The sequence below is a fragment of the Micromonospora sp. NPDC000442 genome, from assembly GCF_042898635.1.
In the GTDB taxonomy this organism is placed as follows: Bacteria; Actinomycetota; Actinomycetes; order Mycobacteriales; family Micromonosporaceae; genus Micromonospora.
This window is the reverse complement of the sequence record NZ_JBIAYZ010000016.1, coordinates 91,040-103,200: the sequence shown is the minus strand read 5'-3', so window position 1 is coordinate 103,200 and position 12,161 is coordinate 91,040. Positions and strand designations below refer to the sequence as shown.

Here is a 12,161-nt window from a genome sequence, read left to right as displayed (position 1 = left end):
CGAGTCCAGCGCCACGGGCCCGACGTCACCGAAGTCACCGCGGAATGAGCACCCCGACCAGCTGAACCCAACGCGACAACGCGAACACCACCGCCCAGCCGGCGTTGCCGGCGGGACATCTTGATGCCCGCCCGAAGAACGTCAGCAAGGATTTCGACCCGGCCTCACGAACCGAGCAACTGGCCCGTGCTCATCGCCTCGTCTGGTATCGGGTCAGCACCACGCCGCCGGGAAACGTCCGCGTCTCCACCAGGTTCAGGTCCACCCAGCTGTTGAGGGCCGTGAAGAACGGCGTGCCGCCGCCCACCAGGACCGGGTATGTGACCAGCACGTACTCGTCGATCAGCCCGGCCCGCATGGCCGCTGCGGCAAGTGTGGCGCCGACGATGTCCATCGGGCCGCCGTCCTCGGTCTTGAGCCGGGTGATCTCGGCGACCGCGTCGCCGCTGACCAGGCGGGTGTTCCAGTCGACCGTGCTGGTCGTCGAGGAGAACACCACCTTCGGCATGTCCCGCCAGCGGCGGGCGAACTCGATCTCCGCCGGGGTAGCGCCGGGCTTCTGGTCGGCGGTCGGCCAGTGGGAGCTCATCACCTCCCACAGCTTGCGCCCGTACAGCGCCAGGCCGGTCGCCCCCACCCGGTCGGACCACCACTGGAACAGCTCGTCGCTCGACGACGAGTCCGGTCCCTCACCCCCACTCCAGCCGAGGTCGTCGCCGGGCGCGGCGATGTAGCCGTCCAGGGTCGCATTCATACCAAAGGTCAGTTTCCGCATCATGCCCGCCTCTCGTAAGTCGATCTCACAGGTACAGACGGGCGCTGCGCGAAAACCTCATCGGTGCGCGCTGCTGGCAGACGTGGCCAGCCAACCGCATCGCGAAGACAGTCCAGGCCGGCGCACCCCCGGGCTAACCCCAGACCCCACGTCGGCCGTTGCCGGCCCGCCGTACCGCGCCGGCACTTCGCTGGGCCGAGCCGCAGGGTCGATGGGCGCGCGGCAGGGGGCGTTGATTGGCTTGGATTGCCGTGCAACTTCTCGGGTCGCGGGCACCGTTCTACCTCCGTCAGAGGGAGGCAGCCGATTGAAAGCCGCAGACGAGCAAGCGTTCCGAGAGTTCGTCAACGCCCAGATGGGATCACTGCGCAAGCTGGCCTACGTGACCTGCGGAGACTGGCACATGGCGGAGGATGCCGTCGCCAACGCGCTGGTGAAGCTCTATCCGCGGTGGCGGAAGCTGGATCGGCCGGACCTGTACGTCAAGACCATGGTCTACCGGGCCGCCATCGACGAGCAGCGGAGGCCCTGGCGCCGGGAACGGTCGTCAAGTGATGCCATGCCGGACGTGGCGATGCGGGACCTGAGCGGCGTCACCGACGAGCGGTTGCGGATAAAGGCGGCGCTGGACGCGGTGCCGGCCCGCCAGCGGGCTGCCGTGATCCTGCGTCACTACCTGGGACTGTCCCTGGAGGACACCGCCGCTGTCCTGGGCTGCAACATCGGTACCGCGAAGAGCCAGACCTCGCGCGGGCTCGCCAAGCTACGGGAGCTGCTGGCGACAGATCGGATCAGACTCACCGGGGATCGGATGGAGGAGTGGGAAAGTGCAGTTGCGTGAGGTCGTGGACGTGGTGACGGCGGACGAGCCGCCACTGTCGCACAGCACCGAAGAGATCATCAGGGCCGGCCGGAAGGCCGAGCGTCGACGTCGGGCCGGGTTCGCTTCGGCCGGCGCGGCCGGGCTGGTCGCTGTCGTGGTGGCCGGCGTGTCCGCGCTGCCGCTGGTCACCGGGGGCCAGGCGGGGGACGTGGCCGCCGGGACCGGCGAGGGCATCGCCGCTCCGGCCGCCGGGAGCGGGGCAGCCGAGTGGCCGGACGCCCCGCCGTTCACCTTCACCTTCAAGGCGTTCGACGCCGGCAAGCTTCGCGTACAGGATCCGATCGTGACGTCCACGGCCTACCAGATCGCACCGGTGTACGTCGATGGCATGGTCACCAGCGACCGGGCGGTCAACGGTGATGAGGCAGAGCAGCACCCGGAGAAGCGGAAGACCGGTGAGGTGCCGTCCGACAAGCATGTTGCCGCCCACCTGACGCTCTACCGGCCGGGCGCGTTCGACCCGTCCGGCACCGAGGGTGGCACCAGCAGCACCGTGGCCGGGCGTGACGCGGTCCAGTGGACCTTCACCAACCCGCCGGCCCGGCAGCTTGCCTGGGAGTACGCCGACGACGCGTGGGCGGTCGTCACCGCGTACACCCAGGAGGTCACCCCCACCTTCCAGGAACTGTCGACGCTTGTCACCGCCATGAAGCCGAGCACGCCCGAGACGGCCACGCTGCCGTTCACGGTGGGCCACGTGCCCGCCGGCTACGCCCCGGTGGAACTCGGCACCCGCGCCACCTCCGGCCTGAACGGCGTCGCCGGGGCACGCGACGGCGACTACGGCGGTGCGGTCTACACGAAGCCGGCCCTCGCCACGACGGGGCTGGCCGCCCCTTGGGGTGCCGACGGGGAGAACATCCCGGGTAGCTTCACCATCTTCGTCACCCCGAGCAGGAACTCCAACCAGCAGGCCGAGGCCGGTCGAACGCGGTGCCACCAGAACGAATCGACGTTCTGCAACGTCTGGAGTGCCGACGGCAAGGTGCAGGTGCAGGTCAACTCCGAGCACCTCTCGGTGGCGGAGACGACCAGGATCGCGGAGTCGGTGACGCTGGCCAACGTGCAGGACCACGACACCTGGATCCCGGCGGCGGAGGCGCTGCTGCCTTAGGGCTCCACTGGGCGCCGTGTTCCCGACCGGGAGCACGGCGCCCAGTCCGTCAGCCCGACGGGCCTGCCCACGTCGGGACCTTGGTCCTGCCAGCTTCGGGTGTTCCGGCCCGCGCGCGCCGACCCGCACCGGAGCGAGAGTGGTCACGTAAGAAGCTGACCACGGAGGCAACGATGACCATCCACCACGGCACCCACCGTTCGATCGAGCGCCCGCTCGAGCACGCCGAACTGCCCGGCGCCATGCTGACCACCACCGCCGCCCGGGCCCTTGCCGTGCTGCGGATCTCCACCGGCCTCGTCTTCATCTGGGCCTTCCTCGACAAGACCTTCGGCCTTGGCTACGCCACCCCGGCCGAACGAGCCTGGCTCAACGGCGGTTCGCCGACCAAGGGTTTCCTCGCCAACGTCGAGGTCGGGCCGTTGCAGTCGGTGGCCCACTCGATCGCCGGAACATGGTGGGCGAACGCCCTCTTCATGGTCGGCCTGGCCGCCATCGGCCTCGCCCTGATCGCCGGCGTCGGCCTGCGGGTGGCGGCCGCCTCGGGCACCGCGATGATGGCACTTATGTGGCTGGCCGAGTTCCCGCTGGCCCGGTTCACCGCCGGTGGCGACCCGACCGGTTCCACCAACCCGGTGGTCGACTACCACCTGATCTACGCCGTGGTCCTGGTCGCGCTGGCCGCCGCGTACGCCGGGCACACCTGGGGTCTGGGTCGGCTCTGGGCCCGCCTGCCCTTCGTGCAGCGCCACCGCTGGATGATCTGAAGCCCAACCCAGTGCGGTGCCGGACCGTCACCACGGTCCGGCACCGCACTGTCGGTTGTCGCGGTACTCAGTCGGTCGCGGCGCGTCGGGCGCGGGCCCGGCGGCGGCCCTCGTGCATCGCCTGCACCCGGGGCACCGGAATAGCGCGGCCCTCCTCGACCAGGTCGCCCGGGAGCCGCTGGGGTGCCGGCATCAGGTCGCCCCACTGGTCCCGCTGCGCCACCAGTGCCGGGGCCGTACGGATGGTGAAGTCCATCGGGGTGACGGACTCCAGGTCCGGCCAGGGCACCGGAAAGGAGACCGGTACGCCGGGACGCAGCCGGGGGCTGTACACCGACACGACGGTCGCGCCACCGGTGCGGGTGGGATCGACGAAGACCTTGCCACCCCGATCCTCGCGGATGAACGCGGTGGTCGCCAGTGCCGGATCCAGTCGTTCCGCCCGAGCCGCGAGGGCCCGGGTGGCAGCGGCCAGTTCCTCGGCGTCCGGGCCGGGCTCGACCGGGACGAAGACGTGCACCCCCTTGGCACCGCTGGTCTTCACCGCGCCCGCCAGCCCGGCGTCGGCGAGAGCCTGCCGGACCAGCAGCGCGGCCGTCACTGCGGCTCCGAACCCACCGGTCTCCGGCGGATCGAGGTCCAGCACCAGGTGGGTGGGACGGCTCAGGTCGTCGACCACGGCCAGGGCGGGGTGGTACTCGACCGCCCGCTGGTTGGCGAACCAGAGCAGGGTACGGCGGTCGTCGCAGAGCGCGTACGCGATCTCCCGGCGGGACGCCTCGGCCCAGATCGACACCCGACGTACCCAGTCCGGGGTGTAACGCGGCAGGTTCTTCTGCATGAACGGCGGCTGTCCCGGACGCACCCGGACCACCGACAGCGGACGGCCGCGCAACTGGGGGACCATCCGGTCGGCCACCGCGTCGAGATAGTCGACCAGGTCGCGCTTGCTCGCCCCCGACCCGTCGAACAACGGCTGGTCGAGATTGGTCAGCGCAACCCCGTCCCCGGTCTCGTCAGCCCCGCTCATCCGATCACCATCCCGGCCGGACGCCCGGCGGTCAACCGAAACGGTGCGTCTGATCCGTCCGCGCCGTCAGTTCGACAGTGTCAGCGGAGCCGACCTGCGGGCCACCGCCTGACGGGGCAGCCACCGCTCAGGCGAGAAGTTCCCCGGCGGCGACCGTGGCGAGCAGGCGGGCGGTGTGGGCGCGGGTCGCCGCGTACAGGCCGGAGCCGTAGCTGACCCGGGCCACCCCGAGGGCGGCGGGCACGGCGGATCGCCTCGGCGAGCCGATCGGCCGGCTCCCGGTCGGGGTGGAGGAAGACGTCCACTCGGGCGTTCAGCACCACCGCCACCCCGGCGCCGTCGGCCGCCGCCCGCACTCCGGCCAGCAGGTCGGCCTGCTCCTCGGCGTCCACCAGGTCGCCGGTACGCGGGTCGGAATCCTCCAGGTTGAGCCCGACCGCACCGGCGTCGAGCAGGCGCGTGACCAGTTCGTCCGGCTTCCGGCCGTACCCCCGCTCCAGGTCGGCGGTGACCGGCACGGGGACCGCCCGGGTGATCCGCGCCACGGCGGCGAACATCTCGTCGGGCGGGGTGTGCTCCCCGTCGGCGTGGCCGAGTGACTCGGCGACGGCGGCGCTGCTGGTGGCCACAGCCGGGAAACCGGCTTCGGCCACCGCCCGCGCCGAGCCGGCGTCCCAGGCGTTGGGCAGGACCAACGGGCCACCCGACCGGTGCAGGGCACGCAGCGCCGCCGCACGTGTGCTCAGAGAAGCGGACATGGGGTCGATTCTCGGGCGTCCGAGCCTCGGTCCTCGAGTGCCAGTCGGGGGCCGGTGGCTGTGGGCAACGCCACTGATCTGACCGATCGGTCAGCTGCTGACCGATCGGTCAGGCATGCTGGGCCCCATGGCCCGCACCACCCCGCAGACCCACGGCGAGATCCTGGCCGCCGCCGCGCGCCGCTTCGGCGTCACCGGCTACCGGGGCACCTCCCTGCAGGACATCGCTGGCGAGGTGGGCTGCTCGAAGGCGGCGGTGCTCTACCACTTCGCAAACAAGGAGGCCATCCTCACCGAGTTGATGGCCCCGGCGATCGAGGTGCTGCGGTCACTCGACGAGCGGATCGCGGCGCAGTCGGAGCCGGCGTCGGCCCAACGGGTCGCCATCGAGGGATTCGTCGATCTCGCGGTCCGCTTCCGCGGCGAGATCGCGCTGCTCCGCGGCGAGTTCCCGGAGCTGCTGCAGCAGCCCGACTTCGCGCACATCCAACTGATCTCCGAGCGGCTGCTCGACGCGCTCGCCGCGCGAAGCGCACGGGCCTCGGCCCGGATCGCCGCGTTCGCACTGCTCGCCGGCATCGCCGAGACCTGCGGCGAGTTTGCCGACGTGCCCGACGAGGAACTGCGCGAAGCGCTGCTGACCCTGCTGCGGCGGGCGCTGGAGCCCGTCAACTGACCCGTTCCACCATTCACTACCGAGGGAAAGGACCTCATGGCGACCCTGCTCTACCGGCTTGGCCGGGGTTCGATGCGCCGACGGCGACTGGTCGCTGCGATCTGGCTCGTCGTGCTCGTCGGGCTCGGCCTGGCTGCGGCGACCCTGCGCGGCCCGACGGCCAGCAACTTCACCATGCCCGGAACCGAGTCGCAGCGCGCGCTCGACCTGCTCGACGAGCAGTTCCCGGCGGCGGCCGGCGCCACCGGGACCATCGCCGTCAAGGCACCGGCCCCGGGACAGCTCGGCACACCCGAGGGCCAGGCGGCGATCCAGTCGATCACCCAGGAGGCCACGACGGTCCCGGGTGTGCTCGCCGCGATCGACCCGTTCCAGGTCGGCTCGGTCTCACCCGACGGCCAGTACGCGCTGATCCAGGTGCAGTTCAACGACGGCGCCGACCAGATCACCGAGGAACAGCGGGAGGCGTACGAGCAGCTCGGCACGCAGGCCGAGGCCCAGGGTTGGCAGGTGGCGCCCGGCGGTGAGGTGCTCAACACCGAGCCTGAGGTCGGCTCCACCGAGGCGATCGGCGTCGCGGTGGCCCTCGTCGTCCTGGTGGTCACCTTCGGCTCGCTGGTGGCTGCGGGCATGACCATGCTCAACGCGCTGATCGGCGTCGGCGTCGGCATGGCCGGCCTCTTCGCACTCAGCGGCGCGGTCGAGCTGACCAGCACCGCACCCATCCTCGCGCTGATGCTCGGCCTGGCCGTCGGCATCGACTACTCGCTCTTCATCACCTCCCGGTATCGACAGAACCTGCTCGACGGGACGCCGGCGGACGAAGCGATCGGCCGGGCGGTCGGCACCGCCGGCTCGGCAGTGACCTTCGCCGGAGCCACGGTCGTCATCGCCCTGGCCGGTCTCGCCGTGGTGAACATCCCGTTCCTGACCGTGATGGGTCTGGCCGCCGCCGGCACCGTCACCGTCGCGGTGCTGGTGGCGATCACCCTGCAACCGGCCCTGCTCGGCTTCGCCGGACGCCGGGTACTGCCCCGCCGGTTGCGCTCGTCGGTGCCGGTGGCCCTGACCGCCGATGACATTCCGGACGACGCTGCCCGCCGCAGCGACGTGAGCACCCACCGCGCGGCACCGGAGGCCACCACCAACGGCAGCGAGGACACCTCCGCGTTCGGCTTCCGTTGGGCCCGGCTGATCACCCGGCTCCGGATCCCGGTGATCCTCGTCGGCCTGCTCGGCCTGGGGCTGCTCGCGCTGCCGGCACCGGACATGCGGCTGGCTCTGCCCGACGCCGGTACCGCTCCGGTCGGCTCCGCCGCCCGAGTCTCCAACGATCTGATCACGGAGGGCTTCGGCCCGGGCTTCACCGGCCGTCTCGCGGTGGTTGTCGCCGGCGACGACGCCGGCGCGACCGCCGCAGCGGTTCCGCAGGTCACCGCCCTGGTCCAGCGCACCGACAACGTGCTCGCCGTGGCCCCGCCGCAGCTCAGCCCGGACGGCCGAACCGCGCTGCTCGGGGTGATCCCACAGACCGGCCCGACCGACCCGGCCACCGAGACGATGGTGCACGACATCCGCACCGCGGTCGGCGGCATCCAGGGCGCCGATGTGCTGCTCACCGGCGTGACCGCGATCGGCATCGACATCTCGGAGAAACTCTCCGACGCGTTGCCGATCTACCTGGCGTTGGTGGTCGGCCTGTCGATCCTGCTGCTGATGCTGGTGTTCCGCTCGGTGCTGGTGCCGGTCAAGGCCGCGCTGGGTTTCCTGCTCACCGTCGCCGCCACCTTCGGCATCACGGTCGCCGTCTTCCAGCAGGGGCACCTCGCCGACCTGGTCGGCCTGGACACCCCCGGCCCATTGATCAGCTTCCTGCCGATCCTGCTGATCGGCATTCTGTTCGGCCTGGCCATGGACTACGAGGTGTTCCTGGTCTCCCGGATGCGGGAGGACTTCGTCCACGGTGACACCGCCCAGCAGGCCACGATCAACGGAATGGGGCACGGTGCACGCGTGGTCACCGCCGCCGCCCTGATCATGACCTCGGTCTTCGGCGGCTTCATCTTCCTCGACGACCCGGTGATCAAGTCGATGGGCTTCGCGCTCGCCATCGGCGTGGCCATCGACGCCTTCGTGGTCCGGATGACCATCGTCCCGGCGGTGATGTCGCTGCTCGGCAAGGTGGCCTGGTGGCTGCCCCGCTGGCTGGACCGGGCGCTGCCGAACGTCGACATCGAGGGCGAGAAGCTGCGCGCCAAGCTCGACGACAAGGTCGGCGCCGACGCCTGACGGGTGGTACGGAGGGCCCCTGGTCGACGCCTCGTGCGCGGCCGGGGGCCCTTCGTGACATCCGAGCCCCGGTCCGGGGCGGCGCAACTCAGACCCCGGCCGGGTAGGTCTCCATCTCGCCCGGAGCGGCCAGGGCGGGCAACGGGTGCAGCGCGGTGGTCTCGTCGCACCAGATGAAGGCGTCGTAGCGTTCCCCCAGCCGGGTCGGCACGTAGTTGCCCCACGACTCGAACGACGGGTCGTACACCACCCCGATCGCCCGGTGGTCGAGCGTGTCGGTGACCCAGCCCGGCTGGTCCGCCCCGCCGAAGACAAGCACCGCCCGCTCCGGCATCAGCTCGTGCAGCCGGTGCTCCACCGAACCCGGCCGGGCCGGCGGCACCACCATCGCCTCCGCAGGCGAACCCCAGCGCGGCGCGGCGATCACCGTGCCCCGCCAACTGCCGAAACCGATCAACACGACCTGGTCCGCGCCGTGGCGTTCCCGGGCCAACTGGCCGATGTTCACCATCCCGTCAGCGGCCATGTCGGTCGCCCGTGCGTCACCGACGTGCGTGTTGTGCGCCCACACGACGCCCCGGGCCCCCGGCCCGTAGCGGTCGAGCAGCCGGTCCAGGGTGTCGGTCATGTGGATGTCCCGGACGTTCCACGAGCCGGGCCCACCGGCGACCATCTCCCGGTAGTAGCGCTCGGCGCCGGCCACCACCTCCGCGTTCTGCCAGGCCGAGAAGGCACCCGGCCCGTCGGTGGCGGCATGTTCGCGGGTACGCGCCAGCAGCCGGATCACCTCCTGCTCGCACCGGGCGGAGACGAACCGGCTCGCCGCGCCGTACTCCTCGACCCGCTTGCCGTACGGCTCGAAGCACCGGTACGCGTCCTGGGCGACCTCCAGCGACGCCGGTTCCTCCTCGCCGAGGTAGTCGAAGATCGCCTGCATCGACTCCCAGAGGCTGTAGACGTCGAGACCGTGGAAGCCAACCCGAGCCGCCTCGGCCCGCTCCATGTTCCAGGCCCGCAGCCAACGGCAGAAGCGGGCCACCTCGGCGTTGGCCCACATCCACGTCGGCCATCGTTCGAAGCCCTCCAGTGCGGTCTGCGGTTCGGCCACCGCGCCCGGGGCACCGGTCACCGAACGGTGCACCCGGTCGCAGTCCGGCCAGTCGCCCTCCACCGCCACGAAGGAGAAACCGCACTCGGCGACCAGCCGCCGGGTCAGCTGCTCCCGGATGCGGTAGTAGTCGTAGCTGCCGTGCGTCGCCTCCCCGATCATCACCACCCGCGCGTCCCGGGCACGCTCCAGCAACGGATCGAGGTCGCTCGGCGCGCCGAGCCGCTGTACCAGCATGCCTGCGGCTACCCGGCACCCCGACGGGCAAACGCGGCGGCCCGCCGGGGGTGTGCCGGGGCACCTGCGCGGGTAGGTCGGACAGCATGACCGACAGCGGTGCCGCCCTGCAGGAGTACCTCGCCGGGCTCGACTATCCCGTCTCCCGGGAGGATCTGATCCGCTGGTGCCAGGAGAACGGCGCGAGCACCGAGCAGTTGCAGGCCGTACGGGCGCTGCCGGTGGAGCAGTTCAGCTCCCCCACCGAGCTGACCGAGGCGCTGCGCATGCTTCCCTGAACAACTCAGCGGGCGTGCAGCAGGCGGTACAGCACCAGCCACTGCTCCGGCCAAACCTGTCCGACCGGAATGTCCGGGTCGAGCCGGCTGGCACGCAACGCCGCCGCCAGCCGGGCCCGCGGATACTCGCGGGCCAGCGAGGCCGCGAGCGAGCCGCCGACCCCGCCGAACCCCAGCTCGACCATCCGCCGGTACGCCGGCATTCCCCGAGGCGGCAGTAGCGGCGCTGCCCGCCGCTCGATGCGCAGGATGCCCGCGTCGACCCGGGGCACCGGGCGGAACGCGGTACGCGGGACCCGCCCGGCCAGCCGCCAGTCGAACTCCGGCCAGCTCAGCATCGTCAGCCGGGTCCACCGGCCGTAGTCACCGGCCCGCCGCCGGGCGTATTCCAGCTGGGTGAGCAGGGTGGCCGTGCGCAGCCTCGGGGCGGCCAGGCTCCACCGCACCACGGCCGCGGTCAGCGACCACGGGATGTTGCCGACCACGGCGAATTCCTCCGCGGGTGCCGCGGTGGCGAGGAAGTCTGCCTGGCGATGTGTGGCGTTCGGCAGGGTCGCGCAGACCCGGGCCAGTTCCGTTCCGGCGACGGGATCCACCTCGTACGCCGTCAGTCGGCCGCAGCGGGCGGCCAGCAGGCGGGTCAGCTGCCCCCGCCCGGCGCCCACCTCCAGCACCAGACCGTGCGGGTCGGGGCGGGCGGCGTCGACGAACCGCGCGACGGCGGCCGGGTCGGCGAGAAAATTCTGGGAGAGCACGCGACGGGACCGGTCGCGTTCGGTCGTGCGGGTACGGCGGCGGGGCGCCATGGCGTCGTCCTTGTCTGTCGCCGGGTGGCGACGAGAGCGGACAGGCGACCGTCGACGGGGCCTGTCCGAGCGATCGGGACTCGGACGGCCCTGGTGAGATGGCGCGAGAGAGCGGCACCGCGATACGGGACGGTGCCGGAGACGTACGCGGGAGAGGCGTCAGTCGCGGGTCGCGCCGGCCAGGGCCGGACGCCGGACGCGCGGGCGGGCCACCAGCAGGGGCCCGAACGCGGCCGGCGTGGCGACCGCGTTGATCAGGGCATGCACGCACATGCCGGCGACCCTACCGACCCTCCCGGCCGGCGGCCATCGGTTTAGGCCCGGTGCCAGGTGACCGCGCTCAGACCGGTACGTCGATCACGGTGCCCTGCGCGCGGGCCGTCTCGGCGGCGGCGAGGACCGTCACCACCTCGCGGCCGAAGCGCACATCGCAGCGGTGATCGCGGGTGCCGGCGTCGACCTCGGCCAGCAACTGGTCGATCGCCACCCCGAAAGCCGTGGCCGAGCTGGCACCACCGTTCGGGAGTCGCTCGATGCCGCTCTCGCCGTAGAAGACGAACTCCGCGGCGACCGAGCGGGGCGGTGCGTCCAGGGTCAGCGACACGGTGCTGGTGGCACCGTCGGCATGGCTGAGCAGCAGGTGCACCAGGCCACCCGGACCGTCGGTGGCGGCCACCCGGGCTACCCGGCCGAGCACCGGCAGCAGGACGGCCAGCGCGTGCGGGCCGACGTCCCACAGCGCGCCGTGCTCCCGGCGCCACGGCGACTGCCCGTACGGGCTGCCGGGCTGGAAGATCGAGGCGAACCGGATCACGTTGGCGGTGTGCCAGCCTCCGGCCGCGGCGGTCGCGGCGATGAAGCCGGCGACGTCGGGTTGGTATCGGCCGGTGAAGAAGACCACCGACGCCACCTGCGAACCCGTGGCCGCCTCGACCACCCGGTCGGCGTCGGCGACGGTCAACGCGAGCGGCTTGTCCAGCAACAGGTGCCGCCCGGCGGTGGCGGCCCGGACGGCGATGTCCGCCTGGATGTCGGGTGGAAGTGCGACGGCAACCGCGTCGCACGCCGAAATCAGCGAGTCGACCTCTTCGTACGCCGGTGCCCCATAACGGGTGGCCAGCGCGGCGGCCTTGTCGGGGTTGCGCCCCCACACGCCGACCAGTTCCGCCCTCGGGTGCGCCTCGAGTGCCGCCGCATGCGTCTCCGCCGCCCAGTGCCCGGTGCCGAACAACCCGAACCGCATCCCGTACCTCCGCCGTTCCCGCCTGGCCACGGCCGACCCGCGACAGTGATCACGCTAGTCTCCCGCGACCGCCCGTGCCCGGCGTCCCGCCGCGCCACGACCGAGCCGACGCGGCGCCGCGGCCCTGCCCGGGGCCGGGACGACGGGTGCGCAGTCGCCTCGCCAGGGCGGCGTGTGCGGTGGCCTGCCCGCTCGGC

At 71.9% G+C, this 12,161-nt stretch carries 12 protein-coding genes; 6 read left to right on the top strand and 6 right to left on the bottom strand.

The features are described from left to right. Positions 1–190: 190 nt before the first annotated feature. Entirely contained in the window at positions 191–775 is a 585-nt protein-coding gene (locus ACFY2A_RS23340) for a dihydrofolate reductase family protein (RefSeq protein ID WP_387174550.1), read from the bottom strand. A gap of 307 nt (positions 776–1,082) precedes the next feature. Here ACFY2A_RS23340 and ACFY2A_RS23335 point away from each other — a divergent pair, with 307 nt between their 5' ends. From ACFY2A_RS23335 to ACFY2A_RS23325, 3 genes are all read left to right on the top strand, one after another. Beyond that, positions 1,083–1,616 (top strand): SigE family RNA polymerase sigma factor, encoded by a 534-nt coding sequence (locus tag ACFY2A_RS23335; RefSeq protein WP_387174548.1) that lies wholly within the window; start codon positions 1,083–1,085, stop codon positions 1,614–1,616. Next, positions 1,603–2,772 (top strand): hypothetical protein, encoded by a 1,170-nt coding sequence (locus ACFY2A_RS23330; RefSeq protein ID WP_387174546.1) that lies wholly within the window; start codon positions 1,603–1,605, stop codon positions 2,770–2,772. The genes ACFY2A_RS23335 and ACFY2A_RS23330 overlap by 14 nt, the downstream gene beginning before the upstream one ends. Positions 2,773–2,945: 173 nt before the next feature. After that, complete coding sequence (locus tag ACFY2A_RS23325; protein WP_363922907.1) at positions 2,946–3,539, top strand: hypothetical protein; 594 nt, start codon at positions 2,946–2,948, stop codon at positions 3,537–3,539. 67 nt (positions 3,540–3,606) lie between these two features. On the opposite strand, the gene ACFY2A_RS23320 is transcribed toward ACFY2A_RS23325, so the two are convergent. Together ACFY2A_RS23320 and ACFY2A_RS23315 are read right to left on the bottom strand one after the other, a co-directional pair. Further along, entirely contained in the window at positions 3,607–4,569 is a 963-nt protein-coding gene (locus ACFY2A_RS23320) for a DNA polymerase domain-containing protein (RefSeq protein ID WP_387174544.1), read from the bottom strand. An 80-nt stretch (positions 4,570–4,649) separates the two neighbouring features. Continuing rightward, positions 4,650–5,327: an isocitrate lyase/phosphoenolpyruvate mutase family protein gene (locus ACFY2A_RS23315; RefSeq protein WP_387174542.1), complete on the bottom strand. Its 678-nt coding sequence runs from the start codon at positions 5,325–5,327 to the stop codon at positions 4,650–4,652. A gap of 127 nt (positions 5,328–5,454) precedes the next feature. Here ACFY2A_RS23315 and ACFY2A_RS23310 point away from each other — a divergent pair, with 127 nt between their 5' ends. Next, positions 5,455–6,003, top strand: a complete 549-nt coding sequence (locus tag ACFY2A_RS23310; RefSeq protein ID WP_363922895.1) for a helix-turn-helix domain-containing protein — start codon at positions 5,455–5,457, stop codon at positions 6,001–6,003. Positions 6,004–6,039: 36 nt separating this feature from the next. Then, positions 6,040–8,292 carry an MMPL family transporter gene (locus tag ACFY2A_RS23305; RefSeq protein ID WP_363922893.1) on the top strand — a complete coding sequence of 751 codons (2,253 nt, stop codon included), beginning with the start codon at positions 6,040–6,042 and terminating at the stop codon, positions 8,290–8,292. Between the two features lie 88 nt (positions 8,293–8,380). On the opposite strand, the gene ACFY2A_RS23300 is transcribed toward ACFY2A_RS23305, so the two are convergent. Beyond that, entirely contained in the window at positions 8,381–9,637 is a 1,257-nt protein-coding gene (locus ACFY2A_RS23300; RefSeq protein ID WP_387174540.1) for an erythromycin esterase family protein, read from the bottom strand. Between the two features lie 86 nt (positions 9,638–9,723). Between ACFY2A_RS23300 and ACFY2A_RS23295 the strand changes: the two genes are divergently transcribed. Next, entirely contained in the window at positions 9,724–9,915 is a 192-nt protein-coding gene (locus tag ACFY2A_RS23295; protein ID WP_363922889.1) for a DUF2795 domain-containing protein, read from the top strand. A 5-nt stretch (positions 9,916–9,920) separates the two neighbouring features. Here ACFY2A_RS23295 and erm read toward each other — a convergent pair whose 3' ends face one another. Further along, on the bottom strand, positions 9,921–10,721 hold the full coding sequence (erm, locus tag ACFY2A_RS23290; RefSeq protein ID WP_387174538.1) for an ErmE/ErmH/ErmO/ErmR family 23S rRNA (adenine(2058)-N(6))-methyltransferase: 801 nt from the start codon (positions 10,719–10,721) through the stop codon (positions 9,921–9,923). A gap of 340 nt (positions 10,722–11,061) precedes the next feature. Next, positions 11,062–11,964, bottom strand: coding sequence for a Gfo/Idh/MocA family protein (locus ACFY2A_RS23285; RefSeq protein WP_387174536.1), 903 nt, complete (start codon positions 11,962–11,964; stop codon positions 11,062–11,064). Positions 11,965–12,161: the final 197 nt, after the last annotated feature.

What these genes read in the sequence shown, in the direction of transcription:
- ACFY2A_RS23340 (WP_387174550.1), bottom strand. Translation starts at nt 775, where the DNA reads ATGCGGAAACTGACCTTTGGTATGAATGCGACCCTGGACGGCTACATC.
- ACFY2A_RS23325 (WP_363922907.1), top strand. Translation starts at nt 2,946, where the DNA reads ATGACCATCCACCACGGCACCCACCGTTCGATCGAGCGCCCGCTCGAG.
- ACFY2A_RS23320 (WP_387174544.1), bottom strand. Translation starts at nt 4,569, where the DNA reads ATGAGCGGGGCTGACGAGACCGGGGACGGGGTTGCGCTGACCAATCTC.
- ACFY2A_RS23315 (WP_387174542.1), bottom strand. Translation starts at nt 5,327, where the DNA reads ATGTCCGCTTCTCTGAGCACACGTGCGGCGGCGCTGCGTGCCCTGCAC.
- ACFY2A_RS23310 (WP_363922895.1), top strand. Translation starts at nt 5,455, where the DNA reads ATGGCCCGCACCACCCCGCAGACCCACGGCGAGATCCTGGCCGCCGCC.
- ACFY2A_RS23305 (WP_363922893.1), top strand. Translation starts at nt 6,040, where the DNA reads ATGGCGACCCTGCTCTACCGGCTTGGCCGGGGTTCGATGCGCCGACGG.
- ACFY2A_RS23300 (WP_387174540.1), bottom strand. Translation starts at nt 9,637, where the DNA reads ATGCTGGTACAGCGGCTCGGCGCGCCGAGCGACCTCGATCCGTTGCTG.
- ACFY2A_RS23295 (WP_363922889.1), top strand. Translation starts at nt 9,724, where the DNA reads ATGACCGACAGCGGTGCCGCCCTGCAGGAGTACCTCGCCGGGCTCGAC.
- erm (WP_387174538.1), bottom strand. Translation starts at nt 10,721, where the DNA reads ATGGCGCCCCGCCGCCGTACCCGCACGACCGAACGCGACCGGTCCCGT.
- ACFY2A_RS23285 (WP_387174536.1), bottom strand. Translation starts at nt 11,964, where the DNA reads ATGCGGTTCGGGTTGTTCGGCACCGGGCACTGGGCGGCGGAGACGCAT.